The 23,792-nt window shown below is 75.9% G+C and carries 18 protein-coding genes, 1 pseudogene and 1 riboswitch; of the genes and pseudogenes, 12 read left to right on the top strand and 7 right to left on the bottom strand.

The window, feature by feature from the left end; all coding sequences use genetic code 11:
- The first annotated feature begins 406 nt into the window (after positions 1–406).
- On the top strand, positions 407–1,633 hold the full coding sequence (locus LIX60_RS03045) for a cobalt-precorrin-5B (C(1))-methyltransferase (RefSeq protein ID WP_227957075.1): 1,227 nt from the start codon (positions 407–409) through the stop codon (positions 1,631–1,633).
- A 60-nt stretch (positions 1,634–1,693) separates the two neighbouring features.
- Here LIX60_RS03045 and cobM read toward each other — a convergent pair whose 3' ends face one another.
- Together cobM and cbiE are read right to left on the bottom strand one after the other, a co-directional pair.
- Positions 1,694–2,494, bottom strand: coding sequence for a precorrin-4 C(11)-methyltransferase (gene cobM, locus LIX60_RS03050; protein WP_227957076.1), 801 nt, complete (start codon positions 2,492–2,494; stop codon positions 1,694–1,696).
- A 93-nt stretch (positions 2,495–2,587) separates the two neighbouring features.
- On the bottom strand, positions 2,588–3,961 hold the full coding sequence (cbiE, locus tag LIX60_RS03055; RefSeq protein ID WP_227957077.1) for a precorrin-6y C5,15-methyltransferase (decarboxylating) subunit CbiE: 1,374 nt from the start codon (positions 3,959–3,961) through the stop codon (positions 2,588–2,590).
- 55 nt (positions 3,962–4,016) lie between these two features.
- A riboswitch (cobalamin riboswitch) is annotated at positions 4,017–4,143 on the bottom strand.
- A 490-nt stretch (positions 4,144–4,633) separates the two neighbouring features.
- Between cbiE and LIX60_RS03060 the strand changes: the two genes are divergently transcribed.
- The 7 genes and pseudogenes from LIX60_RS03060 (at position 4,634) to LIX60_RS03090 (ending at position 11,404) form a co-directional block, all read left to right on the top strand.
- Positions 4,634–6,334, top strand: coding sequence for an ATP-binding protein (locus LIX60_RS03060; protein WP_227957078.1), 1,701 nt, complete (start codon positions 4,634–4,636; stop codon positions 6,332–6,334).
- Between the two features lie 2 nt (positions 6,335–6,336).
- Positions 6,337–6,747 carry a roadblock/LC7 domain-containing protein gene (locus LIX60_RS03065; protein WP_176743598.1) on the top strand — a complete coding sequence of 137 codons (411 nt, stop codon included), beginning with the start codon at positions 6,337–6,339 and terminating at the stop codon, positions 6,745–6,747.
- Complete coding sequence (locus LIX60_RS03070; RefSeq protein ID WP_019710531.1) at positions 6,744–7,106, top strand: DUF742 domain-containing protein; 363 nt, start codon at positions 6,744–6,746, stop codon at positions 7,104–7,106. The genes LIX60_RS03065 and LIX60_RS03070 overlap by 4 nt, the downstream gene beginning before the upstream one ends.
- Complete coding sequence (locus tag LIX60_RS03075) at positions 7,084–7,725, top strand: ATP/GTP-binding protein (RefSeq protein ID WP_227957079.1); 642 nt, start codon at positions 7,084–7,086, stop codon at positions 7,723–7,725. Before LIX60_RS03070 ends, LIX60_RS03075 begins: the two co-directional genes overlap by 23 nt.
- Positions 7,722–8,978 (top strand): annotated as a pseudogene (locus LIX60_RS03080) (cytochrome P450); the annotation flags it as partial. The gene LIX60_RS03075 and the pseudogene LIX60_RS03080, both read left to right, overlap by 4 nt.
- Before the next feature lie 736 nt (positions 8,979–9,714).
- Positions 9,715–10,452 (top strand): SDR family oxidoreductase, encoded by a 738-nt coding sequence (locus LIX60_RS03085; RefSeq protein WP_227957080.1) that lies wholly within the window; start codon positions 9,715–9,717, stop codon positions 10,450–10,452.
- A gap of 13 nt (positions 10,453–10,465) precedes the next feature.
- Complete coding sequence (locus LIX60_RS03090; RefSeq protein ID WP_227957081.1) at positions 10,466–11,404, top strand: DMT family transporter; 939 nt, start codon at positions 10,466–10,468, stop codon at positions 11,402–11,404.
- 48 nt (positions 11,405–11,452) lie between these two features.
- Here LIX60_RS03090 and LIX60_RS03095 read toward each other — a convergent pair whose 3' ends face one another.
- A complete protein-coding gene (locus LIX60_RS03095) occupies positions 11,453–12,964 on the bottom strand; it encodes a glycosyltransferase (protein WP_227957082.1) in 1,512 nt (503 codons plus the stop codon).
- Positions 12,965–13,033: 69 nt separating this feature from the next.
- On the bottom strand, positions 13,034–13,450 hold the full coding sequence (locus tag LIX60_RS03100) for an HIT family protein (RefSeq protein ID WP_227957083.1): 417 nt from the start codon (positions 13,448–13,450) through the stop codon (positions 13,034–13,036).
- 220 nt (positions 13,451–13,670) lie between these two features.
- Between LIX60_RS03100 and gdhA the strand changes: the two genes are divergently transcribed.
- From gdhA to LIX60_RS03115, 3 genes are all read left to right on the top strand, one after another.
- The gene (gene gdhA / locus LIX60_RS03105) at positions 13,671–15,053 is read left to right on the top strand and encodes an NADP-specific glutamate dehydrogenase (protein WP_227957084.1); all 1,383 of its coding nucleotides are present in this window, start codon (positions 13,671–13,673) and stop codon (positions 15,051–15,053) included.
- A 310-nt stretch (positions 15,054–15,363) separates the two neighbouring features.
- On the top strand, positions 15,364–16,173 hold the full coding sequence (locus LIX60_RS03110) for an SAM-dependent methyltransferase (RefSeq protein ID WP_227957085.1): 810 nt from the start codon (positions 15,364–15,366) through the stop codon (positions 16,171–16,173).
- Positions 16,174–16,373: 200 nt separating this feature from the next.
- A complete protein-coding gene (locus tag LIX60_RS03115; RefSeq protein WP_227957086.1) occupies positions 16,374–17,111 on the top strand; it encodes a Mut7-C ubiquitin/RNAse domain-containing protein in 738 nt (245 codons plus the stop codon).
- Positions 17,112–17,202: 91 nt separating this feature from the next.
- Here LIX60_RS03115 and LIX60_RS03120 read toward each other — a convergent pair whose 3' ends face one another.
- Positions 17,203–18,354: a DUF2804 domain-containing protein gene (locus tag LIX60_RS03120; protein WP_227957087.1), complete on the bottom strand. Its 1,152-nt coding sequence runs from the start codon at positions 18,352–18,354 to the stop codon at positions 17,203–17,205.
- A gap of 411 nt (positions 18,355–18,765) precedes the next feature.
- On the opposite strand from LIX60_RS03120, the gene LIX60_RS03125 reads away from it, so the two are divergent.
- A complete protein-coding gene (locus LIX60_RS03125) occupies positions 18,766–20,142 on the top strand; it encodes an SGNH/GDSL hydrolase family protein (protein WP_227957088.1) in 1,377 nt (458 codons plus the stop codon).
- 95 nt (positions 20,143–20,237) lie between these two features.
- On the opposite strand, the gene LIX60_RS03130 is transcribed toward LIX60_RS03125, so the two are convergent.
- Both LIX60_RS03130 and LIX60_RS03135 read right to left on the bottom strand, forming a co-directional pair.
- Positions 20,238–21,455, bottom strand: coding sequence for an arabinogalactan endo-1,4-beta-galactosidase (locus tag LIX60_RS03130; RefSeq protein WP_227957089.1), 1,218 nt, complete (start codon positions 21,453–21,455; stop codon positions 20,238–20,240).
- 212 nt (positions 21,456–21,667) lie between these two features.
- Positions 21,668–23,773, bottom strand: a complete 2,106-nt coding sequence (locus LIX60_RS03135; protein WP_227962602.1) for a beta-galactosidase — start codon at positions 23,771–23,773, stop codon at positions 21,668–21,670.
- Positions 23,774–23,792: the final 19 nt, after the last annotated feature.

Raw genomic sequence — 23,792 nt, forward strand, 5'->3', positions numbered from 1 at the left:
CGCCGCGGACGGCGGCGCCGGGACATCATCTCCCGGCCGCCTCCCGACCGCTTCGCGCGGGTACGGCCGGGGTCCCGGCGGGGCGGTCGGTCTCCGCACGCGTGCCCCGGCACCGGAGAGCTGCACGGCGGCAGGGCCCGCCGGCCGTCGCGGAGCACCGGCTGGCGGACCATCCGGCATCCATGCGCCCGGCAACCGCCCGCCCGGCAACCGGCCGTGCGTCCGGGCCGCTGTCCGCACGCCTCCCGGGCCGCGCGGATGGCACGATCGCACGGGCGTGCGCGTCTCCCGCCCACGCCCGTCCGTCCGCCCGTCCGCCCGTCCGCCCGAAGCCGCATGGACCACACCGCCGGACGCCCTCCGGCCGCTTGTCTCTCCGCCAACTCCCCGCCGCCCGGAGCACCGCATGACCACGCCCGACCCGCCCCGCGCCACCGGCTCCGCGGACAACCCCGGACCTCCCCCCGGGAGTCCGGGCGGTTCCCCCGAAGCCCCCGGCGGCCGCACCGCACAGCTCGCGCGGACCGGCCTGCGCCCCGGCTGGACCACCGGTGCCTGCGCGACCGCCGCCGCCACCGCGGCGTACACCGCGCTGCTCACCGGCCGCTTCCCGGACCCGGTGGTCATCACCCTGCCCCGGGGCGAGACCCCGGCCTTCGCCCTGGCCGCCGAGGAGCTGCGGCCCGCGGAGGGCCGGGCGGCGGCCGGTGTCGTGAAGGACGCGGGCGACGACCCGGACGTCACCCACGGCGCCCTGGTCCGCGCCACCGTGCGCCTGCTGCCGCCGGGCAGCGGTGTCGTGTTCCGGGCCGGTCCGGGCGTCGGCACGGTGACCCGCCCCGGTCTGCCGCTGGCCGTCGGGGAGCCGGCCGTCAACCCCGTGCCCCGGCGGATGATGAGCGAGCACATCGCCGAGGTCGCGGCCCGGCACGGCGGCTCCGGTGACGTGGAGATCGAACTCTCCGTGGACCACGGCGAGGAGATCGCCCGCTCCACCTGGAACCCGCGGCTCGGCATCCTGGGCGGGCTGTCGATCCTGGGCACGACCGGCGTCGTGGTGCCCTACTCGTGCTCCGCGTGGATCGACAGCATCCGGCGCGGCATCGACGTCGCGCGGGCGGCCGGGCGCACCCATGTGGCGGGCTGCACCGGTTCCACCTCCGAGCGGACCGCCGTCGCGGAGCACGGCCTGCCGGAGGACGCGCTGCTGGACATGGGCGACTTCGCGGGGGCCGTGCTCAAGTACCTGCGGCGCCACCCGGTTCCGCGCCTCACCATCGCGGGCGGTTTCGCCAAGCTGTCGAAGCTGGCCGCCGGCCATCTGGATCTGCACTCGGGCCGCTCCCGGGTCGACAAGGACTTCCTCGCGGACCTCGCCCGGCGGGGCGGCGCGGACGAGGAACTGGCCGCGGCCGTGGCCGGGGCCAACACCGGCCTGGAGGCGCTCCAGCGCTGCGCGGCGCGCGGTGTCCCGCTGGGCGATCTGGTGGCGGAGGCCGCCCGCGGGACGGCGCTCGGGGTGCTGCGCGGCGAACCGGTCACCGTGGACGTGCTCTGTATCGACCGTGCGGGCGGGGTCGTCGGGCGCGCGGCACCGGAGGGGCCGTCCCGCGCCCGCCCCCCGGGGCCCTGACCGGCCGTCCCGGCGCGGGGCGCACCGGTTACGCCCGCCCCGCGCGCCGGGCGCGGCCGGTCACCGTCCCGGTGCGCTCCCGCCGGCCCGGGGCCGGGGACCGTCCGGGGCGGCGGTGCCGCACCGGTCGCGCTCCGCCGAGTACAGATGGCTGTCCGGGAACTGCTCGGCGCCCAGGGCGCGGCCGACCATGATGACCGCCGTGCGCGTCACCCCGGCCGCCCTGACCCGGTCGGCGATACCGCCCAGCGGTCCCCGGAGCACCAGTTCGTCCGGGCGGCTCGCCATCGCCACCACCGCGGCGGGGCAGTCGGCCCCGTAGTGCGGCAGCAGTTCGGCGACGACCCGGTCCGCGTAGCGGGCGGCCAGGTGCAGTACGAGCAGCGCGCGGCTGCGTCCCAGGGTGGCCAGGTCCTCGCCGTCCGGCATCGGGGTGGCCTGCTGGGCGACGCGGGTGAGGATCACGGTCTGGCCGACGGCCGGCACGGTCAGCTCCCGTCCCAGCGCCGCGGCCGCCGCGGCGAACGCCGGTACGCCGGGGACCACCTCGTACGGCACGCCGGCCGCGTCCAGCCGCCGCATCTGCTCCGCGACCGCGCTGAACACCGAGGGGTCCCCGGAGTGCAGCCGGGCCACGTCGTGGCCCGCGCGGTGCGCGTCCGCCAGCTCCGCCGTGATCTGGTCCAGGTTCAGCCGCGCCGTGTCCACGAGCCGCGCGTCCGGCCGGCACGCGGCGAGCAGTTCGCGCGGCACCAGGCTGCCCGCGTACAGGCAGACGGCGCACGACTCCAGCAGCCGCTGCCCGCGCACGGTGATCAGGTCGGCGGCGCCGGGACCGGCACCGATGAAGTACACCGTCATCGTTCTCTCCTCGGTCCGGCCTCCCGGCCGGCATGCGCTCCGCGGACGCCGGCCCCGCCGGTGGCCGCCCTGCTGATGTCCGGTCCGCCCGCGTCACTCCGCCGGCGCCCGCTGTTCCTCCGGCCGCTGTTCCTCCGGCGCCCACTCTCCCGGCGTCCGCTCCCCCGGCTTGGTCACCGCCCACTGCGTGACCGGCATCGCCTGCCGCCAGCCGGTGAACCCGCCGACCGGTACGGCGCTGGAGACGGCGATCCGTACCAGCTCCCCGCCGTGCCGGCGGTACCACTCCGCCAGCAGTGCCTCGGACTCCAGCGTCACCGTGTTGGCGACCAGCCGTCCTCCGCCGGGCAGCGCCGCCCAGCACGCCTCCAGCAGTCCGGGGGCGGTGAGCCCGCCGCCGACGAACACCGCGTCGGGCGGCCCGAGTCCGGGACCCCGCCCGTCCGCGGGCCGTCCGTCCGCGGGCCCGTCCGCGAGTCCGTCCAGGGCCTCCGGGGCGGCCCCGGTGACCACCCGCAGCGCGGGCACCCCGAGCCGCTCCGCGTTCCGCCGGATGCGCGCGGCCCGTACGGGGTCGCGCTCCACGCTCACCGCGCGGCAGCCGCGTCCGGCGCGCATCCACTCGACCGCGATGCTGCCGGAGCCGCCGCCGATGTCCCACAGCAGTTCGCCCGGTGCCGGGGCGAGCGCGGCCAGCGTGGCCGCCCGCACACGGCGCTTGGTGAGCTGCCCGTCGTGCTCGTACGCCTCGTCCGGGAGCCCCGGGACCGCGGACAGCCGGTGGCCGTCCGGCTCGGGCCGGCACTCGACGGCGACGACGTTCAGGGGATCGCCCGGCGGATGCGGCCAGCCGGCGGCGGTGCCCTCGAACCGGCGTTCCCGCGCGCCGCCGCCCAGCTGTTCGAGCACCGTCATCCGGCTCGGTCCGTAGCCGCGGTCGCACAGCAGTGCCGCCACCTCGCCCGGGGTTCCGGCGCCCGCGCTCAGGACGAGGAGCCGTCGGCGCGCGTGCAGGGCGGCGGCCAGGGCCGCGGCGGGCCGGCCCACCAGGCTGACCACCTCGGTGTCCTCCACCGCCCAGCCCAGCCGGGCACAGGCGTACGACGCCGAGGAGGCGTGGGGCAGCACCCGCAGCCGCTCCGCGCCGACGGCCGCGGCCAGGGTCCGCCCGATGCCGTGGAACATCGGGTCGCCGCTGGCCAGGACGGCCACCCGCCGTCCGGCGTGCTCGGCGAGCAGCCGGGGCACGGCGGGGCGCAGCGGTGACGGCCAGGGCACCCGTTCCGCCGTGCAGCCGGGCGGCAGCAGGGCGAGCTGGCGGGGGCCGCCGATGACGGTCCCGGCACGGTGCAGCGCCTCCCGGGCGTCCCGCCCGAGCCCGTCCCAGCCGTCGGCGCCGATGCCGACCACGGTGACGGTGTCCGGCATGCGGCCCGCGCCGGGGCACGGCACGTCGTCGTCGCTCATCACGAACCTCTTCCTGGGGTGTCCTCGCCCCGGGTGCGGCGGATCGGCGACGGGCCAGTCTCCTGGCTGCCGGATCGGCGCTCGCCCCGGCCTTCCGGCCCGCGGGGGGCCGTGGCTCGGATGGGGTCCGCTCCCCGGTCACAGTGGCGGGACCGCGCCGGATTCGCACCGGCTTCCTGGTTCCCGTCGCCTCGTTGGGCAGCATCCTCCCGCATCGGTGCGGGCAGGTGTGCGACGGCCTCCGTTCTTCTGTACGACACCCGCTCTGAGCTGCGATATGACGAAATGCATGGCTCATACATGGGTCTATGCTCCGTCCCGTGGACCCGAGACTCCCGCCGTTCCGGCCTCCCCTCCCCCGCCCGTTTCCCGGCCACGGGCGCCCGCGCCGGCCCGGCCCGGCCTGCCCGGCGTACCCCTCGAATCGATGTGCCCGGTGCCGTACCGCGCACAACGGGCCCGCGGCGGCGGCAGCGGCCGGTAGAAAGAGGGCCGCGGAGCGCCGCCCGGCGGCTCCGGGCCCCGCCGTCCGCGGCACGGCGGCGCCCGGACGCCAGGACGGCCGGGCGGCCGGACGAGTCGGCCGCCGCCCGGCGGCAGACCTCATACCGGGGGCCTCGCCCCGTGTGCGGGCCTCCGTCATCCGCCGTCCGTCCCTTCCCAAGGTGTGCCATGGTTCGACCCTCGATCGCTTCCTCCACGTTCCGCCGCCGCTTCGTCCGCCCGGCCGCGATGCTCCTGGCCGCCGTAGCGGTCACGGACCCGTGGGCGCTGGGCGGGGTGGGCGCCGGCTGGGCCGTGGCCTGCCACGTCCTCACCGCGGCCCTGCTGGTCGGTCTCTTCGAGCGGCTGCAGAGCGCGCTCCGCGCCTGTGAGCGCGAGACGCTGGCCGCGCGGGAGGAGGCCGCACGGCACGACACCGAGTGGCGTGAGTTCTGCACCCACCAGGACGCCCGGCGGGAGGAAACGGTCCGGCATCTCGCCGATGTCCGGCTCCCCGCCGCCCTGGCGGGCGAACCGGTGCCGGTCCCGCAGCCCCCGGAGAGCCACCCGGGCACGGCCCGGGAGTACGAGCGGGTGCTGGCGGCCGCCGGCGCCGCCGTGCGGACCGTCCGCGAGCGGGAGGAGTCACTGCGCCTGGTCGTCGTGGCCCTCGCCCGCCGGGTGCAGGCGTCCTCGCACCGCATCCAGGAGGAGATGGCCGCCCTGGAGGCCCGCCACTCCGCCCACCCCGACGTCCTGGAGGCGAGCATGCGCGGCGACCACGCCGCCGCGCAGCAGGCCCGGATCGCGCAGAGTCTCGCGGTGCTGTGCGGCGAGTGGCCGGGGCAGCAGTGGCAGAAGCCGCACGCGCTGGTGGACGTGGTCCGCGCGGGGGCCTCCCGGATCGTGTCGTACCAGCGCGTCAAGGTCTGCGGCGACCAGGACATCGCGGCGGTGGCGACCGTCGTGGAGCCCCTGGTGCACGTCGTGGCGGAGCTCCTCGCCAACGCCACCCAGTGCGCGCCGCCGACCACCCACGTCGAGGTGACCGTCCGCACCGTGACCCGGGGCGCCGTCATCGAGATCGACGACGCCGGTCTCGGCATGGACGAGTACGCCCTCGAACAGGCGCGGGAGATCGCCGCCGGGCGCCGGCTGCTGGGCTTCGCCGACCTCGGCGAGATCCCGCAGACGGGGCTCGCGGTCGTCGGCCGGTACGCCGAGCGGCACCGGCTCAAGGTCGACCTGCTGCCCTCCCCGTACGGCGGGGTCCGCGCGGTGGTCCTGGTGCCGGGCACCCTGCTGCAGACCCTGGAGCCGCCCGCCGTGCCCGCCTCCCGGCGCCCCTCGGCCGGCGAGACCGCGTACGCCGGGGGCGGCACCGTGCCGGCCGGCGCGACGGCCGTCACCGGCACCGTCCCCGTACCGCCGTCCGCCGCCACAGGCGGTCCGGGACTGCCGCAGCGGCGCTCCAGCCGCCACCGCGCCGCCGTCCCGCCCCTCTCCGAGCTGACCGGTACCGGGAAGCTGCCCCCTCCTCCGCCGCCGCCCTCCCCCGAGCGGGCCGGGGCCTGGATGGGTGCCCTCTTCGCCGGCAGCCGCGCGGGCGCCGCCCGGACACGGGCGGCGGAAACGGAGGACGCGGCGGAGACGACCGGGACGAGCGGGACGGCCGGGACGGCGGAAGCGGCCGGGACCGGGCCGGAGACCCCGGAGCCGGGGCCGTCCGCCACGCCCCCCGGAGGTCCGTGGCAGCGCGTGGCAGCCACCGGCCCCGGCACGGCCCCCGGTCTGCCCGGCCCGCCCGGTCTGCCCGGCCACGGCGGCTCCCCCGGCCGAGACGGCCGCCCGCACCGCGACGACGATGACGCCGAAGGACACCTCTCATGACGATGCATCAGATGAAGAGCCCGGCCGGCCGCGACTGGATGGTGGCGGACGTCGCCTCCGTCTCCGGTGTCCGGCACGTGGTGGTGCTCAGCACCGACGGCCTGCTGATGGCCCGTTCCGAGGGGACCGGACGGGACAGCGCCGACCGGCTCGCGGCCGCCTGCTCCGGTCTGCAGTCCCTCGCCAAGGGCCTCGGACGGGAGTTCGGCACCGGCAGCAAGGCCGTGATACAGCAAATGGTCGAATTCGACGGCGGCTTCCTCTTCATGGTCGCCGCCGGCCAGGGCTCGTATCTGGCCGTCGTCACCGACGCCGCGGTCGACCCGCAGCTGATCGCCCAGCAGATGCGCATCCAGGTCAACCGCATCGGCAGCCATCTGTCCAGCCCGCCGCGGCAAGGCGCCGTCTCATGACGGCCCCCGGGGAGTATCTGGACACCCCCCTGCGGCCCTATGTGCTCACCGGCGGGCGGGCCCGCCCCAGCCGCAACACGGTCGCGCTCGACACCCTGCTCGTCGCCTCCGCGCGGGAACAGGACCTGCCCGTCTCCGCCAGCCGCCAGGAACGCGCCCTGGTACGGATGTGCGGCCGGCTGCTGTCCCTGGCGGAGGCGTCGGCGCACCTCGGGCTGCCGGTGAGCACCGTGACCGTCCTGGCCTCGGACCTCGTCGACTCGGGCCACCTCACCGCGCGCACCGGTATCCCCCCGGCCGCCCGCACGGACCGCGACCTGCTCCAGGAGGTGCTCGATGGTCTCCGCAAGCTCCGCTGACCCCCGCCTGGCCGCGGGGCGCGCCCTCCCGCCCGGCGGGCGGTATCTGCCCGACACCGTGGAGCGGGCGGTGAAGCTCCTGGTCGTCGGCGCGTTCGGGGTCGGCAAGACGACCCTGATCGGCTCGGTCAGCGAGATCACACCGCTGCGCACCGAGGAGGTCATGACGGAGGAGAGCGCCGGCGTCGACGACCTCGCCGGCCTGGCCGGCAAGACCACCACGACCGTGGCGATGGACTTCGGCCGCATCACCCTCAACCCCGGCCTCGTGCTCTACCTCTTCGGCACCCCCGGCCAGCGGAGGTTCTGGGATCTGTGGGAAGGGCTGGCCGAGGGGGCGCTGGGGGTGCTGGTGATGGTCGACACCCGCCGTCTGGAGGACAGCTTCGAGGTGCTGGAGCAGCTGGAGCTGCGCGGCCTGCCGTTCGCCGTGGCGGTCAACCACTTCCCCGACACCCCGCGCCACCACACCGTGGAGGACCTGCGCCGCGCCCTCGACCTGCTGGACGAGACCCCCGTCGTGATGTGCGACGCCCGCCGGCGCCGCGCCTCCCGCGACGCCCTGATCACGCTCGTGGAGTACGTCTCCGCCACCGCCGCACAGGAGGTGCCCCGATGACCGTCCCCGCCGTGCCCCCGGGCTGCCCGGCCCACGGGATCACCACCGGTCTGACCCCCCTGGTCTCCGCGGCCGGCGCCGACGCCCGGCACGTCTACGAACGGCTGCGCGCGGAGTGGGGCAGCGTCGCCCGCGTCGAACTGGAACCCGGCGTGCCCGGCTGGCTCGTTCTCGGCTACCGGGAAGTGCTCACCGTGACCCGGCAGGAGAAGACCTTCTCCCGCGACGCCCGCCACTGGCGCGACCTCAACGACGGTGTCGTCCGGCCCGATTCGGCGCTGCTGCCGATGATGGCGCACCGCGACAACGTCATCGGCCACGACGGCACCGAACACCAGCGGCTGCGCCGCCCCCTCGTGGACGCCGTGGCCGGCGCGGACCAGCGGCGGATGCGCCGCTCCGTGGAAGCGGTGTGCGCGGGGCTCCTCGAAGCCTTCTCGGGGCGCGGCACCGCCGACCTGGTGTCCGAATACGCCCGGGTGGTGCCGCTGCTGGCCATCGGCGGCCTGTTCGGCCTGGAGCAGACGGAGGGACGCGAACTGCTGCGCGCCCGCGCGGCCCTGCTCTCGGGCGACGGCCGGCCGCGGCCCGGCGGAAACGGCTTCGAGGAGATCCTCTCCGCCGTGCTCCGGGACCGCCGCGAGCATCCCCGGTCCGACCTGACCTCGGCCTTCCTCGCGCATCCCGACCTCCACGACGACGCCGAGGTGCTGCGCTCCGTGATCGTCATGATCTCGGCCGGCAACGAGACGACGACCGCCTGGATCGCCAACACCCTCCGGCTGATGCTGACCGACCCCCGCTTCCGGGGCCGGCTGCACGGCGGACGGCTCGGCGTCGACGAGGCCCTCGACGAAGTCCTCTGGCAGGACCCGCCGATGGCCAACTTCCCCGCCCGCTACGCCCTCCACGACACCGAACTCGGCGGCCGGACGATCCGCTGCGGGGACGTCCTGGTGCTCGGCCTCGCCGCCGCCAACGCCGATCCGGCCGTGCGCCCGTCCGACCCGTACGACATGCTCGGCAACCGGGCGCACCTCGCTTTCTCCTCCGGCGCGCACGCCTGCCCGGCGCAGGTGCCCGCCCGGCTGATCGCCAAGACGGCCGTCGAGACGGCGCTGCGCGGGCTGCCCGAGGTCCGGCTGTCGGTACCCGACGGGGAGCTGCCCTGGCGGGCCTCCCCGTGGACCCACTGCCCGGCCTCCCTGCCGGTGACCTTCGCCCCGGCGGCGGAGCGGACGGCGGCGTCACGGCCCGGGCCCTCCTCCGGGACGGCTTCCCGGAGCGGGGCCTCCCCGGGCGAGGCGTCCCCGGACGGGGTGCCCGGAGCGGGTACTGCCGGGGCGCCGCCCGGAGGGGCGTCCCCCGCGGCGGAGACCCCGGTGGGGGGACCGCCTGCCGGAGCTCCTTCCCCGCGGGACTCCCGTCGCGCGAACACCGGCCCTCCGCCCGGCAGGGTTCCGGCTCCTCCCCGGATCGCGGCCGTCGCCGCCGGCCGGACCACCCCGGCCGCACCGGTCCCCCCTGCCGCGCCGCCCGGACGCACCGGCCCCGCCGCTCCGTGAACGGCCGGAGGGCCCGGCCCCGGCCCATCGCTCCGGGCCGGAGTCCACCGGCATGGCGGGTACCGGACGCGCGGTCCGGAATGGCACCGTATCCCTGCGATACGGCGCCATTGCCGCTTTTCACCCCGGCTCCCCCGCCGCGGCTCCGCGGTACTCCGCGCCGCTCCGCGCCCGCACCACCTCCGTTCCCCGCCGACTCCGCCGATCCGGGAGGGCCCGCCGTATGTCCGAGTGGGAGCACGAGCCCGGGAGGGACACCGGCACACTGCCGGAACCGGCACCGCGGCACCCGGCACCGCGGCACCCGGCACCGGAAGGCGGCCCCGGCCCGGCGCCGGAGTCCGCCCGCCGCGCGGCCCGGCCCGCTCCGGGCGGTTCCGCCGCCCCGGCGCCGGAGCACCCCGTCCCCCCGGGGTCCGCCCCCGTGGTGCTGGTGACCGGCGCCTCCTCCGGCATCGGCGCGGCGGTGGCCCGGCGGATGACGGCCACCGGGGACCGGCGGCTGCTGCTGAACGGCCGGGACCGGGAGCGGCTGGCCGGGGTCGCGGCGGCCTCCGGAGGGACAGCCCTCCCCGGCGACCTGGCCACGGCCGAGGGCTGCCGCGCGCTGGCACGGCAGGCTCTCGAAGCGGCCGGGCGGGTGGACGTCCTGGTCGCGAACGCGGGCGTGGGCTACGAAGGCCCGTTCGAGACGATGCCCCCCTCGGCCCTGGATGAGGTGATCGCCGTCAACCTCATCTCGCCCCTGCGTCTCGTGCACGCCCTGCTGCCCGCGATGGTGCGGCGCGGCAGCGGCCATGTGGTGCTGGTGGCCTCCGTCGCGGGGGCTGTCGCGGTCGGCGGGGAGAGCGTGTACTCGGCGGCCAAGGGCGGCCTGTGCGTCTTCGCGGACAGCCTGCGCCACGAGGTGCGGTCGTCGGGGGTGTCCGTCTCGGTGGTGCTGCCCGGCGTCGTCGACACCCCCTTCTTCGAACGCCGGGGCGCCCCGTACCGGCGCCGGGTGCCGAGGCCGGTCCCCGCCGAGCGGGTGGCCGAAGCCGTCTGCCGGGCGGTCGAACGGCGGCAGCGGGAGGTCTTCGTCCCGCGCTGGCTGCGGATCCCGGCCCGGTTGCGGGGCGGAGCGCCGGCGCTGTACCACCGCATGGCCTCCCGGCTCGCCTGACCGGCGCGCGGACGTGCTCGTCGCCATCCCCGCCGCGCTGGCCGCGGGACTGTGCTTCGCCCTGGCCGGGGTGCTCCAGCAGCGGTCCGCGAGCGCCCGGCCCGCCGATGAGTTCCTCTCCTTCCGGCTGCTGCTGGACCTCGCGCGGAAGCCGCTGTGGGTGTCCGGCATCGCGCTGGCCGTCCTGGCGTACGGCTGCCAGGGGCTCGCTCTGGCGTACGCGCCGCTCACGCTGGTGCAGCCGCTGATCGTGAGCGAACTGCTGTTCGCCATTCCGCTTTCCGCGCTGGTGCTCCGGATGCGGCTGCGCCGCCGCGAGTGGTGCGGGGTGCTCGCGGTGAGCACCGGCCTCGTCACCGCGCTCGCCGCCGCGCGGCCCCGGCCGGCGGAGGCGGTGGCCGATCCGGGCGCCTGGCTGGTGATGCTCGCCGGCGTCGGGGCCGCCGCCGCCCTCGCACTGGTCGCCGGGCGCCATGCCGGGGGGACGGCGAAGGCGTCGCTGATCGCGCTCGCGGCCGGGCTGGTGATGGGGACGCAGTCCGTCCTGCTGGCCGCGACCGTCGAGCGGTTCGACGGGGGAGCGGCCGCCGTCTTCACGGCGTGGCAGACGTATCTGCTGGTGGGAGCCAGTATCGGCGGGCTGCTGCTGATCCAGAGCGCCTTCCAGGCCGGGCCGCTGGCCGCCAGCATGCCCGTCATGGACGCCGTCGAGCCCGCCGTCGCCATCGCGGCGGGCGTCACCCTGTTCGGCGAGTCGGTGCGCACCGGCTGGCCCGCGGGCGGGGTGGCGCTCGCCGGGCTGCTGCTGCTGTTCGCCGGCATCGTCCTGCTCGACACCTCTCCCCTGCTGAAGGCGCTGTACCGCCGCGAGACCGCCGACCGCGACCCGGGAGGGGCCGGGCGCGCGGCCGGGGGCGGAAGCGGGCCGGGCGAGGGGAGGCGCCGCGGCTGACGGCGGGGCGGGTCGGGGGCACCAACCACCCCCGCGTGGGCGCCCCGCTCACACGGCGGTACGGGCCGCCGCACCGTGGCGCGGGGAGACCGCGTACCAGTGCGGCAGCAGGTCCTCGCGCAGCACCCGGTCCCAGGAGCGGTGGTGGAGCCGCGCGGTCCCGGCCGCCCGCTGTCCCATCGCGGTGCGCACCTCCGGCCGGTCGACCAGGCCGGCCAGGGCGCGGGCCCAGCCCGCGGCGTCGTCGTCGGCGACGAGCAGCCCGTCCGCACCCGGCGCCGCCAGCCACCGCCGGGTACGGGCCCCGGCCGGGAGGACGACCGGCAGCCCGCAGGCCATCGCCTCGGCGACGACGTTGCCGGCCGTCTCCGACCGGGAGGGGAACGCCAGCACGTCACAGCCCGCGTACACCTGGGCCAGCCGCTCCTGGGGCACGGTGCCGAGCAGCGTCACACCGGGCCCCAGCAGAGCTCTCACCCGCGGGGAGTCGGCGCCGGTCCCCGCAACGACCAGGTGGACGGGGCGGCCCGTGTCGAGGAGCCGGCGCACCGCCTCGGCGAGCACCATCACCCGCTTGGAGGCATCGACCCGGCCGGCGAACACCACGGCCGTGCCGTCGGCGGGCACCCCGTGGGTGCGCGCCAGCCGGCCGCGCGCCCCGGGGTCCGGGCGGAAGCGTTCGTGATCGATGCCGCGCCCGAACAGGGACACCCGGTCGGGGCCCAGCAGGGCGCCCATCTCGCTCCGCTCCTCGGGCGTGGAGACGAGCACCCGGTCGCAGGCGCGCAACAGCCGGTCCCGCCGGTGCCGCGCCAGCCCGGCGGCGAGCGCCTCGGGCGACATGCGCGCGGGGTGCGCCGCGGACGGGGAGAGCGCCGCGAACGGGGCGCGGGCGGGCGCGGCGGGACGGGAGGATGCGGGCGACCACGGGGCCGGGCTCCGCGCGGGCCCGTGCGCGGCCGGCCGGAGGCCCGCCGCCACGGGCCGCGCGGTGTGCAGGCGGTCGGTGAGCTGGCGCAGATAGGCCGCCGTGAGCGCCGGTACGTCCGTGTGGACGGAGCCGACGAGGCCGTGCGGGCGGCCCGCGGCCGGGTTCCGTCGCGCGTTCCGCCGCTCCCGGTGGGCCATCCGGACCGCCGTCGCGGCGAAGGCGAAGGTGTGGGTGAGGTGCCAGACGTCGTGCCGGGGCAGCAGCCGGGCCAGCGCCGGGTGGTAGGGGGCGAGGTCGGAGGCGTCCGTCCGGCCGAGGGCCGGCGCCAGCGGGGCCGAACTGATGACCGGGCGCAGCACGACGAACCGCACATGGGGCGACAACGGCTCGACCCGCTCCCGGTCGCCGAGGACGTACACGGTCAGATCGACGCCGGCTCCGGGCGGTGCCCCGTCCCTCCGCCCCCCGGGGCCGCCCGCGCCGGAGCCCAGCCGGGCAGCGGCTTCCGCGAACCGCTCCCAGCACTTGAGATGCCCGCCCGCCAGGGCGTTCCACTCCAGCTCGACGAGGACCGCGACCGATGGCCCGCCGGGGCCGGGGCCCGCCGGACCCGCCGAAGAAGCACACATAAGACGCGAATACCCCCATAAAGCCCACCCTCACCGCCCGGACCGCCCCGACCACCGGTGCCGCCGCGGTCATGCGTCGTCCAGTTCCGCCCGCAGCCGTGCGGCGATCCGCGCCGGCTCCTCCTCGTCGGCGTAGCGGTGGCGGGGCCAGAAGAAGCCCCGCAGCCCGTCCTTGGGATTGCGGGGGACGACGTGGACGTGCAGATGGGGCACGGACTGGCTGATCCGGTTGTTCGCGGCGACGAACGACCCGGCCGCGTCCGTGCCGCGCTCCACCGCGCCGGTGATCCGCCGTACCCGGAGGAAGAACGGCCCGGTCTCCTCCGCCGTCAGGTCCGTGAGGGTCCCGGCGTGCCGCCGCGGCACCACCAGCACATGGCCGGGGAAGAGCGGACGGCGGTCGAGGAAGGCCACCGCAACCTCGTCCTCGTGGATCCGGTGGCTCGGCAGCCGGCCCGCGACGATCAGGCAAAAGGTGCAATCCACCCCTCAGTGAACACCGGCCGGGGGCACCGGGCAGACCCCCTCCCCGGGAGCGCACCGTTGCGACCGGCGATAATCGCACCAGCGGCCGTCCGCGGCCGCCGCACGGCGGTCCCCCGGCCGCGACGTCCCGGTGACGGGACGGCGCACCGGCGGAGACGGCATGACGCACGCGCGCATCGGCACCCGCACGCCGTACGCCCCGTAAAAGGAGCCCGATCTGATGGAGCCCCGCACCTCCACGCTCGTCCAGAACCACCCAGGCCAGGATCGCGTGATCGAACAGCTGTACGCGAAGATCCTCCGGCGGAACCCCGGCGAAGCGGAGTTCCACCAGGCCGTCCGGGAAGTCCTGGAGACGCTGGGCCCGGTTCTCGCCCGGCGGCCGGAGTTCGCCGAAGCGAAGATCATCGAGCGTATCTCCGAGCCCGAGCGGCAGCTGATCTTCCGTGTCCCGTGGACGGACGACTCGGGCGAGGTCCACGTCAACCGCGGCTTCCGGGTGGAGTTCAGCAGCTCTCTCGGCCCCTACAAGGGCGGCCTCCGCTTCCACCCCTCGGTGAACCTGGGCATCGTCAAGTTCCTCGGCTTCGAGCAGATCTTCAAGAACGCCCTCACCGGCATGCCCATCGGCGGCGGCAAGGGCGGCAGCGACTTCGACCCGAAGGGCCGCTCCGACGCCGAGGTCATGCGCTTCTGCCAGTCCTTCATGACCGAGCTGTACCGCCATCTGGGCGAGTACACGGATGTCCCCGCCGGTGACATCGGCGTGGGCGGCCGGGAGATCGGCTACCTCTTCGGCCAGTACAAGCGCATCACCAACCGCTACGAGTCGGGGGTCCTCACCGGCAAGGGCCTCGGCTGGGGCGGCGCCCAGGCCCGCACCGAGGCCACCGGGTACGGCTGCGTCCTGTTCACCGCCGAGATGCTCAAGGCGCGCGGTGACGACCTGTCCGGGCGGCGCGTGGCGGTCTCCGGCTCCGGCAACGTCGCCCTCTACGCGACCGAGAAGGCGCAGCAGCTCGGCGCGGAGGTGATCACCTGCTCCGACTCCAGCGGCTATGTCGTGGACGAGAAGGGCATCGACCTCGATCTCCTCAAGGAGATCAAGGAGGTCGGCCGCGGCCGGGTCTCCGAGTACGCCGAGCGGCGCGGGCCCGGGGCCCGTTTCGTCAGCGGTTCCAGCGTCTGGGAGGTGCCCTGTGACGTCGCGCTGCCCTGCGCGACCCAGAACGAGCTCACCGCCCCCGACGCGGCCATCCTGGTGCGGAACGGCGTCCGCGCCGTCGCCGAGGGCGCCAACATGCCCACCACCCCCGAGGCCGTGCGGGTGCTCCAGGAGGCGGGCGTGGCGTTCGCCCCCGGCAAGGCGGCGAACGCGGGCGGTGTGGCGACCAGCGCCCTGGAGATGCAGCAGAACGCCTCCCGGGACTCCTGGACCTTCTCCCACACCGAGGAGCGGCTCGCCGAGATCATGAAGCACATCCACGACTCCTGCCACGACACGGCGGAGCGCTACGGCCGGCCCGGCAACTACGTGGTCGGCGCCAACATCGCCGGCTTCGAGATCGTCGCCGAGGCCATGCTGGCGCAGGGCCTGATCTGAGCCGGCGCGGGCCGCTGCAAGAACACGGCCCGGGTTCGGCGCGTCCGGCCCGCGGGCCCCGGCCGCGAGCCGCCGCCGCCCCGCGGTGCGGCCCCGCCCCATACGAGAACACCCCATAACGGCCCGTAACGGACGCCCGGCCGGTCCGTCCCTCATCGGGGACGGACCGGCCGGGCGTGCTGCTCGGGGCCTCGGGGGCAACCCGGCCCCTTTGTTCGGGCGTACCGTGCACATGCACGGGGGCGGGCAGCTACGCTCAGCCACCAAGCATTAGGACAACCGTTCAACTACCCATGATGAAGCAGGTGTTATGACGGATCAGAATGCCGCCCCTGCGGGCATCGACACCAGCGTCGCCCACTCCGCCCGTATGTACGACTACTGGCTGGGGGGCAGCAGCAACTTCGAGGCCGACCGGGAACTGGGCAAGGCCTTCGAGACCGCCATCCCGGGCATCCGCACGATGGCCCGGGAGAACCGCAGGTTTCTGGGCCGCGCGATTCGCCAGATGGCCGGGGAAGGGGGCATCCGCCAGTTCCTCGACATCGGGACCGGTGTGCCGGCCGCCGGTGACACCCATTCCGTGACGGAGATCGTCGCCCCCGACAGCCGCGTCGTCTGCATCGACAACGACCCGATCGTGCAGGCCCACGCCAAGGCCCTGATGGAGAAGTCGCCGGAGGGGAGGACCGTCTACGTCCAGGCCGACCTGCGGAAGCCGGGAGAGCTGCTGGCGCACCCCGAAGTGGCCGGGCACCTGGACTTCGAACGGCCGGTGGGGCTGCTACTCGTGGCGGTCCTGATGCTCCTGAAGGACCAGGACCGTCCCTGGGCCACGGTCGCCGCCCTGCTCGACGCCATGCCGCCGGGCAGCCATGTCGCCATCACCCACCCCACGCAGGACTTCAACCCGGAGGCGATGTCCGAGGTCGTCGAGGCCGCCGCCCGCGGCCAGATGACGCTGGTGCCGCGCACCCGGGCGCAGGTCTCGGAGTTCTTCGGCGACTGGGAGCTGCTGGAGCCGGGCGTGGTGCCGGTCATGGGATGGCGCCCGGAGGAGCCCCCGGCCGACCCGAGGGCGGCCTACTACTGGGGTGGCGTGGCCCGGAAGAAGGGATGAGGCACCGGGGAGGCCGGGCCGGAGCGGGGGCGGCCGGGGCGGCGCGGCGGAGCCGGCCGCGCGGCGTGGGGCGGACGCGTACCGCCCGGCCGGCGGGTGTGCCGCGCGGGTGACGGCCCCCGTCCCTCCGCCGCATCACCCCCGACCCGACCCCGCCGGGAGAACGGCACCGGCGTCCCCGCGCGTGGCAGGCTGGCGGCATGAGCGAACCGGAGGTGTGCCTGCGCTTCGACCCCGGTCTGCGGATGCTGCTGACCCCGCGCCACCGGGGCGCGGAGGTGCGGGTCGCGCCCGACGGCACGTCCTCCCTGGGGCATGTGGTGGAGTCGCTCGGGGTCCCGCTGCCCGAGGTCGGCGAACTGCTCGTCGGCGGGCGCCCGGTGGAGACGTCCCGCCGGCCGCGCGCGGGGGACGTCGTGGAGGTGCGCGAGGTGCGGCGCCCCCAGCCGCTGCCGGACGGCGGCTCTCCCCGCTTCCTGCTGGACGTCCATCTCGGCGCGCTGGCCCGGCGCCTGCGCCTCGTCGGCGCGGACACCGCCTACCGCAACGATCTCGACGACCCCGCGCTGGTGGAACGGGCGAACGCCGAGCGGCGGGTGCTGCTGACCCGGGACCGCGGCCTGCTGCGCCGCCGGGCCCTGTGGAGCGGGGCCTTCGTCCGCGGTTCCCGTCCGGACGAGCAGCTCACCGATGTGCTCGACCGGTTCGCGCCGCCGCTGGATCCCTGGACGCGCTGCACCGCCTGCAACGGGCCGCTCGCGCCGGTCGCCAAGGAGGAGATCGAGCACCTGCTCGACCCGGGCACCCGGCGCACCCAGGACCTGTTCACCCGGTGCCGCGACTGCGGCCGGGTGTACTGGCCGGGCGCCCACCACCGGCGCCTCGAAGAGGTCGTGGCGGCCGCGGCGCGTACGGTCCGCCGCCGGCCGCACCGCTGACCGCGGGACGGGGCCCCGGGCGCGCGCCGCCGCCTCCCGTCCCCCGCCCGGACGGCACCCCCGCCCGGACGGCACCTCCGCGTGCCGCCGTTCACCACCGCATCCGGACCTGTTCGGCCCAGCCGAGGAGTCCCTCGACGCGGATGCCGGTCCCCCCGTCGGCCCGGACGGTGCCCGTGTAGTGGCCGAAGGACTGGTGGGTGTCGTTCAGGATCACCCCGGTGTTCGTCCGGTCCTCGCGCACGTGGAACGGGGTGAAGCTGAGATCGACCGCGTCCGAGCCCGGGGTGCGGATGGTCCACGGCTCCCCGAAGTCGTCGTAGTGCCACTCCAGTTCCTCACCGATCTTGGTGAGTCTGCCGTCGACGCAGAGGGCGTTCTCCGTCATCCCCGTGCCGGCCGTCCACCGGCCGCCGAACTGCAGGCCGACCACCCGGCCGTCGGTGCTGCCCGAGGCCGCGCCCCAGTTCCAGCGGGTGTCGTAGGGCCAGCGGCCCCGGCCGTGGTCGAGCACACCCCAGCCGCCCTGGAAGTCGTAGGCGGTGCCGCCGATCCGCACGGTGCCCTCGGCCGGGCGCGCGGTGTGCTTGGAGGTGTACTGGAAGCGGCGGTCGCTCCAGGGGATGACGACGCTCATCGTCTCGTGGCCGGGCGGCATGGCCACGAACAGGTCGCCGTCGAGCGGCCCTTCCGCGGTCCGGCAGCGGAAGCGCAGGCGGGTGCCGTCGCGCTCCTGGCGCATCCCGATCCGTACGGGCCCGGCCGCGACCGCCGCCTCGCCCCGCTCGCCGTCGCCGCCCGCGCCGCCCGCGCCGCCCGCGCCGCCGGTCCCGCCGCCGAGGCTGTGCGGCAGGCGGACGCCGTGGGCCAGGGGCAGCAGGGCGGTCCGCGAGATCTCCCGCCGTATGGTGCCCAGATTCCCGGTGCCCGCCCGGCCGCCGCCGCCCGGCCCAGCGCCCGGCCCGGTGCCCGCGCCGCCGCCGTCCCGGCCGTTCCCCCTGCCGTACTCCAGGAAGTACACGGACCCGAGGCCGAGGTAGTCGATGTCGGCGACGGTGACGGCGACCAGATGCGTGGGGGTGGTGACGCACCAGTACTCCCACCGCTTGGTGCGCCCCCAGCCCCGCAGGCCGCACCGGTGGAGCGGGGTCCTCGACCAGCCGACCGCGGCCCTGTCGAGCCGGCGGCCGCCGGGGAGGCAGAGGTCGGCGGGCCGGGTGATCTCTCGTTCGTGGGTCGGCATGCGAGGAGCCTACGGACCCGGGACGCCCGGTAGGCATGATCCCCCCTTCCGGGGACACTGGGATCGCACCCAACTCCCGTGCAGCGTGGTGCCGTTGTGCGGGATAACAGCCCACACCACCACAGAGCGCCGCCCGGCTCCGCACCGCATCACGCGTCACCCGTGCTCCGCCCGCACCGCTCCGGTCACCGTCCGAGGAGGTCCCGTGCCCGTACGCGTCCGCTCCCTCGGCGCGCACGCGCCGCGGACCCCGGCCGCCGACGGCCACCGCCCCGGCCCCGGCGTCCCCCGGACCGGTGCTCCGGACCGGCCCGCCGGCTCCGGCCGGCGCCCTGTGCGCACCCCGCCCTCCGGCTCCGGCCGGACGGCGGTTCACCCGCCCATGCACATCAGTACCGGAAGGCACTGATCATGAAGAGATGGACATCCGTCCTCAACCTGGTCGTCGCGGGAACCCTCGCGGCGACCGCCGCCGTGACCTCGCCCGATGTCTCCGGGGCGCGGCAGGCAGCGGCGGCGAGCGACACCTCCGCGCCGGCCGTCGCACAGGTGTCGGAGGAGACGCGGGACCACCGGCCCGGGAAACGCCCGAAGCGGCCGGCCGCCGGGGACCGCTGGGTCAACTCCTGGACCTCGATGCCCCAGTTGACCGAACCGCACAACATGCCGCCGGCACCGTTCACCCAGGACGGTCTCGTCCTGGCGGACAGCACCCTGCGGCAGACCATCCACACCACCATCGGGGGCGAGCGGCTGCGGCTGCGCTTCTCCAACGCCTTCGGCGGCGCGGTCCTGCCCATCACCTCGGTCGAGGTGGCGCTCCCGCAGGGCGGGAAGGCCGGGGTCCCGGCGATCCGCCCGGGCAGCTCGCGGCCGGTCACCTTCCACGGGAAGCGCTCGGTGAGCATCCCGGTCGGCGCCCAGATGGTGTCGGACCCCCTGGACTTCACGGTGGCGCCCGGCTCCGAGCTGACGGTGACGCTGTACCTCGCGGAGGGCCAGGCGTCCAACGCCATCACCTCGCACCCCGGTTCGCGGACCACCTCCCATCTGCTCGCCGGTGATCACACCGAGGCCGCGGACCTGCCCGGGGCGACCCCCACCGACCACTGGTACTTCCTCAGCGGTCTGGAGGTGACGGCCGGGAGCGCCGCGTCGGCTGTGGCCGTCCTGGGCGACTCGCTCACCGACGGCCGCGGCTCCACGACGAACGGGAACGACCGCTGGCCGGACCTGCTGGCCGAACGGCTGCGCGCCGGCAAGGGAACGTCCGATGTCGCCGTTCTGAACCAGGCCGCCGGCGGCAACCGGGTACTGCAGGACGGCCTGGGGCCGAACGTGCTGGCCCGGATGGACCGGGACGTGCTGGCGCAGAGCGGCGTCGAGTGGCTGATCGTGCTGGAGGGCATCAACGACATCGGTACGGCCCAGCCCACGCAGGCGGCCCAGCGCGCGGTCGTGGACCAGCTCATCGCGGCGTACGACCAGATCGTCACCCGCGCCCACGCGCAGGAGATCCGGGTGTACGGCGCGACGATGCCGCCCTTCGGCGGCAACGAGATGTACGACGACCCGGCCGGGCACCGGGAGGCGTCCCGGCAGGCCGTCAACGAGTGGATCCGGGACAGCGGCGCCTTCGACAGCGTGATCGACTTCGACGCGGCGACCCGTGACCCGCGGCAGCCGGAGCGGCTGCTGGAGACGTACGACACCGGGGACCACCTGCACCTCAACCCGGCGGGTTACCAGGCCATGGCGGACGCCGTCCCGGCCCGGCTCTTCCGGTAACGGCCGGCTCCCGGCCGGCCGCGGAGCCGGCCGGGAGCCGGACCCCGCGGGCGGGGCGGCGTCGCAGGAAGCGCCGTCCCGCCCGCGGGAGCGGGTCAGCCGGCCCCGCCGAACAGCCGGGCCGCGGGCAGCGCGCGGCCGTCGTAACCGAAGAGGGCCTGGTTCTCCCAGGCGTTGCCGGAGCCCGGGTCGGCCGGGTCCCAGCCGCTGCCCGGCACGGCCGTCCAGGCCGGCTCCCAGTAGACGACTCCCAGGCCGCGCCCGTCCGGCACGTCCGCGACGGCGGCCATCACCTCGCGGAGCTGGGCCGCCTGCCCCTCGGGCGTGGCGGGGTATCCGGGGACGAGCTGGTCGCCGCGGGCGATGATGTTCTCCAGCGCGTCGTCGTTGCGGAGCGTGTGGGCGTAGGCGGTCTCGGCGACGAGCACGGGCTTGCCGTAACGGCTCGCGGAGGCGTTCAGATTGGCCCGCAGGTCGGCCAGGGTGCCGTGCCAGTAGCCGTAGTAGGACAGGCCGATGACGTCGAACGGGACGCCGTGGGCCACCGCCTGGTCGAACCACCAGCGGGTGCCCTCCAGGTCGCCGCCCTCCGCCAGGTGCAGCACGACGCGGGTGCCCGCGGACACCGACTTGGCGGCTTCCGCGCCGGCTTTCAGCAGCCCCGCGAGCCGGGGCCAGTTGTCGGTGGAGCCCTCCGGCCAGAGCATGCCGCCGTTGATCTCGTTGCCGATCTGCACCATGTCGGCCGTGGTGCCCTGGGCCTTGAGGGCGTTCAGGACGTCGTGGGTGTGGTCGCGGACGTCCCGCCTCAGCTGCTCGTAGCCGTGGGAGGACCAGGCGGCGGGCTTGTTCTGCTTCCCCGGGTCGGCCCAGGCGTCGGAGTAGTGGAAGTCGACCAGCAGCTTCATGCCCTGCGCCTTGGCGCGCCGGGCCATGGCCAGGACGTTGTCCTTGTCGTTGTAGCCGTCGGCCGGGTCCACCCAGACCTTCAGCCGTACGTAGTTCATCCCGGCCGAGCGGAGGATGGCGAGGGCGTCGCCGGCGGTGCCGTCCTCGTACCGGTAGGAGGCGCCGAACGCCTCGTTCTTGGGCAGGCTCGACAGGTCGCCGCCCCGGACCGCGAGCGGCGCGGCGGCGGGGCCGGGCTTGCGCGCGGCCGGGGCACCGTGCGCGGCGGGGGCGGCGGCGGGCAGGGCGACGGCGGCCAGCAGCAGCGAGCCGAGGGCGGAGAGGGCGGCTCTGCGGGTGCGGGTGGCGCGGGTGGGGTCCGGGGTGCGCCGGGGGCGCGGGGTGGTGCCTCGTGGGTGGAGCATCGTCGACATCCCTTCGGCCATGACGGATGAGGCGGAGTGGTGGTGCGGTGGTGCAGCGGTGCGGTGGTGCGGTGGTGCGGTCGGGGGGCGGTACCGGCGCGCGGAGGCGCGGAGGTACGGGGGTGCTGCGCGGGAGGGTTCGCCCGCGCGGAGGTACGGGGACGGAGGGCGGCCGCGGGAGCCGGCGCGCCGGGAGGACGGCCCGGGCCTGCTCACTCCTGGAGCCGGACCACGGCGACCCCTCCCCCGGCCACCGCGAGCCGTCCGGAGACGGGTTCGCCGGACAGCAGTTCGGTGCCGGCGGCCCGGCCGGGCAGGGGCACCTTGGCCTCGGCCCCGGTGTGGTTGATGACGAACAGGTACTCGCCCGTGCCGCCGGCGCGCCGTACCACTTCGACGTCGCGCGGCAGTTCGTCCCGGGCGGGGATGCCGGCGTCCGCGCACACCTCGCGGAGCAGCACCCCGAGGCCGGCGGCGCCGAGCCGGGTGGAGACGTACCAGGCGGTGCCGCGGCCCAGCCGGTGGCGGGTGACGGCGGGCCGTCCCGCGGCGGGTCCGTCGGCGTAGGTCCAGACGGTTCCGGCGCCGCGCGGCACCACGAACTCCGTCCACACGTCGGCGGTGAGGCGGTCCGGGTGCCCTGCGCCGCTGCCGCCGTCGTTGTCGTGGCCGCCGCGGCCGTCCCGCCCGCTCGCGCCGTCCCCGTCCGTCCCGCCGGCCCGGCGGAGCCCCACCCGCTCGCCCTCCCCCAGGGGTGAGAACTCCTCGACGGTCAGCCCCAGCACGTCCCGCAGGGCGCCGGGATACGGGCCGGGGTGGACGGCGTCGTGCTCGTCGACGATCCCGGAGAAGTAGGAGACGAGCAGGGTGCCGCCCTCCTCCACATAGCGGCGGAGATTGCGGCCGGCGGCGGCCTCGGTGAGGTAGAGGGCGGGGACGACGACCAGCGGATAGGCGGAGAGATCGGCCTCCGGATGGGCGAAGTCCACGGTGAGGTGGCGGTCGTAGAGGGCCTCGTAGAAGGTGTCGGCCCGCTCACGGGCGTCGTGGTCCTCGCTGGGGCGCCACTCCAGGGACTGGGCCCACCAGGACTGCCAGTCCCACACCACGGCGGCGTCGGCGGCCGTCGTACCGCCCGCGACCCCGGCGATCGACTCCAGGTCCGCGCCCAGCCGGACGACCTCCCGCCAGACCCGGGAGTCGGTGCCGGCCTGCGGCAGCATGGCGGAGTGGAACTTCTCGGCGCCGCGCCGGGACTGGCGCCACTGAAAGAACATGGCGCCGTCGGAGCCGCGCGCGATGTGGGCGAGGCTGTTGCGGGCCATCTCGCCGGGTGCCTTGGCGGGGTTGCGGGGCTGCCAGCTGACGCCGCTGGTGGAGTGTTCCAGCAGCAGCCAGGGGGAGCCGCCCGCGACGGAGCGGGTGAGGTCGGCGGCCATGGCGAGGTTGACGTGGGTCCGCCGGCCGTCGGTGATGAGGTAGTGGTCGTTGGAGACGAGATCGACCTCGCGCCCCCAGGCCCAGTAGTCGATGGACGAGCACTGGCTGAGCGCGGTCATGAAGTTGGTGGTGACGGGGATGCCCGGGGAGAGCCGGTGCAGGATGTCGCGTTCGGCGGTGAAGTTCTCCCGCAGGGTGGCGTCGGCGAAGCGGGCGTAGTCCAGCCGCTGGGCCGGGTTGCAGACGGTGGGGGTGGCGCGCGGCGGGTCGATCTGGTCGAAGCCGCCGTAGCGCTGCCCCCAGAAGGCGGTGCCCCAGGCCTCGTTGAGGGCGTCGGGCGTGCCGTACCGGGCGCGCAGCCAGCGCCGGAAGTGCTCGGCGCAGGAGTCGCAGTAGCAGGCGGAGACCGGGACGCCGTACTCGTTGTGGACGTGCCAGAGGGCGAGGGCCGGGTGGCCGGCGTAGCGGCGGGCGAGCTGTTCGGTGATCGCGGCGGCGGCTGCGCGGTAGGCGGCCGAGCTGGGGCAGATGGCGCCGCGTGAGCCGAAGGCCAGGCGCACGCCCTCCCGGGTGACGGGCAGGGCCTCGGGGTGGGCGCGGTAGAACCAGGCGGGCGGGGCGACGGTGGGGGTGCCGAGGTCCACGCGGATGCCGTGCGCGTGCAGCAGGTCCAGCAGCCGGTCGAGCCAGCCGAAGTCGTGGCGGCCGGGTTCGGGTTCGAGCAGGGCCCAGGAGAAGATCCCGGCGCTGACCATGGTCACGCCGGCCTCCCGCATCAGCCGGACGTCCTCCTGCCACACCTCCTCGGGCCACTGCTCGGGGTTGTAGTCCCCGCCGAACGCGAGTCGGGTGAGGCCCTGGGGAGGCGTGTACGGCATGGCGGGCTCCTGCTGGGGG

This window comes from Streptomyces sp. S07_1.15, from assembly GCF_020739505.1.
Taxonomy (GTDB): Bacteria; Actinomycetota; Actinomycetes; order Streptomycetales; family Streptomycetaceae; genus Streptomyces; species Streptomyces xinghaiensis.

Excerpts from the sequence above, each read along its gene's own strand:
- LIX60_RS03045 (WP_227957075.1), top strand. The coding sequence starts at position 407 with ATGACCACGCCCGACCCGCCCCGCGCCACCGGCTCCGCGGACAACCCC.
- cobM (WP_227957076.1), bottom strand. The coding sequence starts at position 2,494 with ATGACGGTGTACTTCATCGGTGCCGGTCCCGGCGCCGCCGACCTGATC.
- cbiE (WP_227957077.1), bottom strand. The coding sequence starts at position 3,961 with ATGAGCGACGACGACGTGCCGTGCCCCGGCGCGGGCCGCATGCCGGAC.
- LIX60_RS03060 (WP_227957078.1), top strand. The coding sequence starts at position 4,634 with ATGGTTCGACCCTCGATCGCTTCCTCCACGTTCCGCCGCCGCTTCGTC.
- LIX60_RS03065 (WP_176743598.1), top strand. The coding sequence starts at position 6,337 with ATGCATCAGATGAAGAGCCCGGCCGGCCGCGACTGGATGGTGGCGGAC.
- LIX60_RS03070 (WP_019710531.1), top strand. The coding sequence starts at position 6,744 with ATGACGGCCCCCGGGGAGTATCTGGACACCCCCCTGCGGCCCTATGTG.
- LIX60_RS03075 (WP_227957079.1), top strand. The coding sequence starts at position 7,084 with ATGGTCTCCGCAAGCTCCGCTGACCCCCGCCTGGCCGCGGGGCGCGCC.
- LIX60_RS03095 (WP_227957082.1), bottom strand. The coding sequence starts at position 12,964 with ATGTGTGCTTCTTCGGCGGGTCCGGCGGGCCCCGGCCCCGGCGGGCCA.
- gdhA (WP_227957084.1), top strand. The coding sequence starts at position 13,671 with ATGGAGCCCCGCACCTCCACGCTCGTCCAGAACCACCCAGGCCAGGAT.
- LIX60_RS03110 (WP_227957085.1), top strand. The coding sequence starts at position 15,364 with ATGACGGATCAGAATGCCGCCCCTGCGGGCATCGACACCAGCGTCGCC.
- LIX60_RS03115 (WP_227957086.1), top strand. The coding sequence starts at position 16,374 with ATGAGCGAACCGGAGGTGTGCCTGCGCTTCGACCCCGGTCTGCGGATG.
- LIX60_RS03120 (WP_227957087.1), bottom strand. The coding sequence starts at position 18,354 with ATGCCGACCCACGAACGAGAGATCACCCGGCCCGCCGACCTCTGCCTC.
- LIX60_RS03125 (WP_227957088.1), top strand. The coding sequence starts at position 18,766 with ATGAAGAGATGGACATCCGTCCTCAACCTGGTCGTCGCGGGAACCCTC.
- LIX60_RS03130 (WP_227957089.1), bottom strand. The coding sequence starts at position 21,455 with ATGCTCCACCCACGAGGCACCACCCCGCGCCCCCGGCGCACCCCGGAC.
- LIX60_RS03135 (WP_227962602.1), bottom strand. The coding sequence starts at position 23,773 with ATGCCGTACACGCCTCCCCAGGGCCTCACCCGACTCGCGTTCGGCGGG.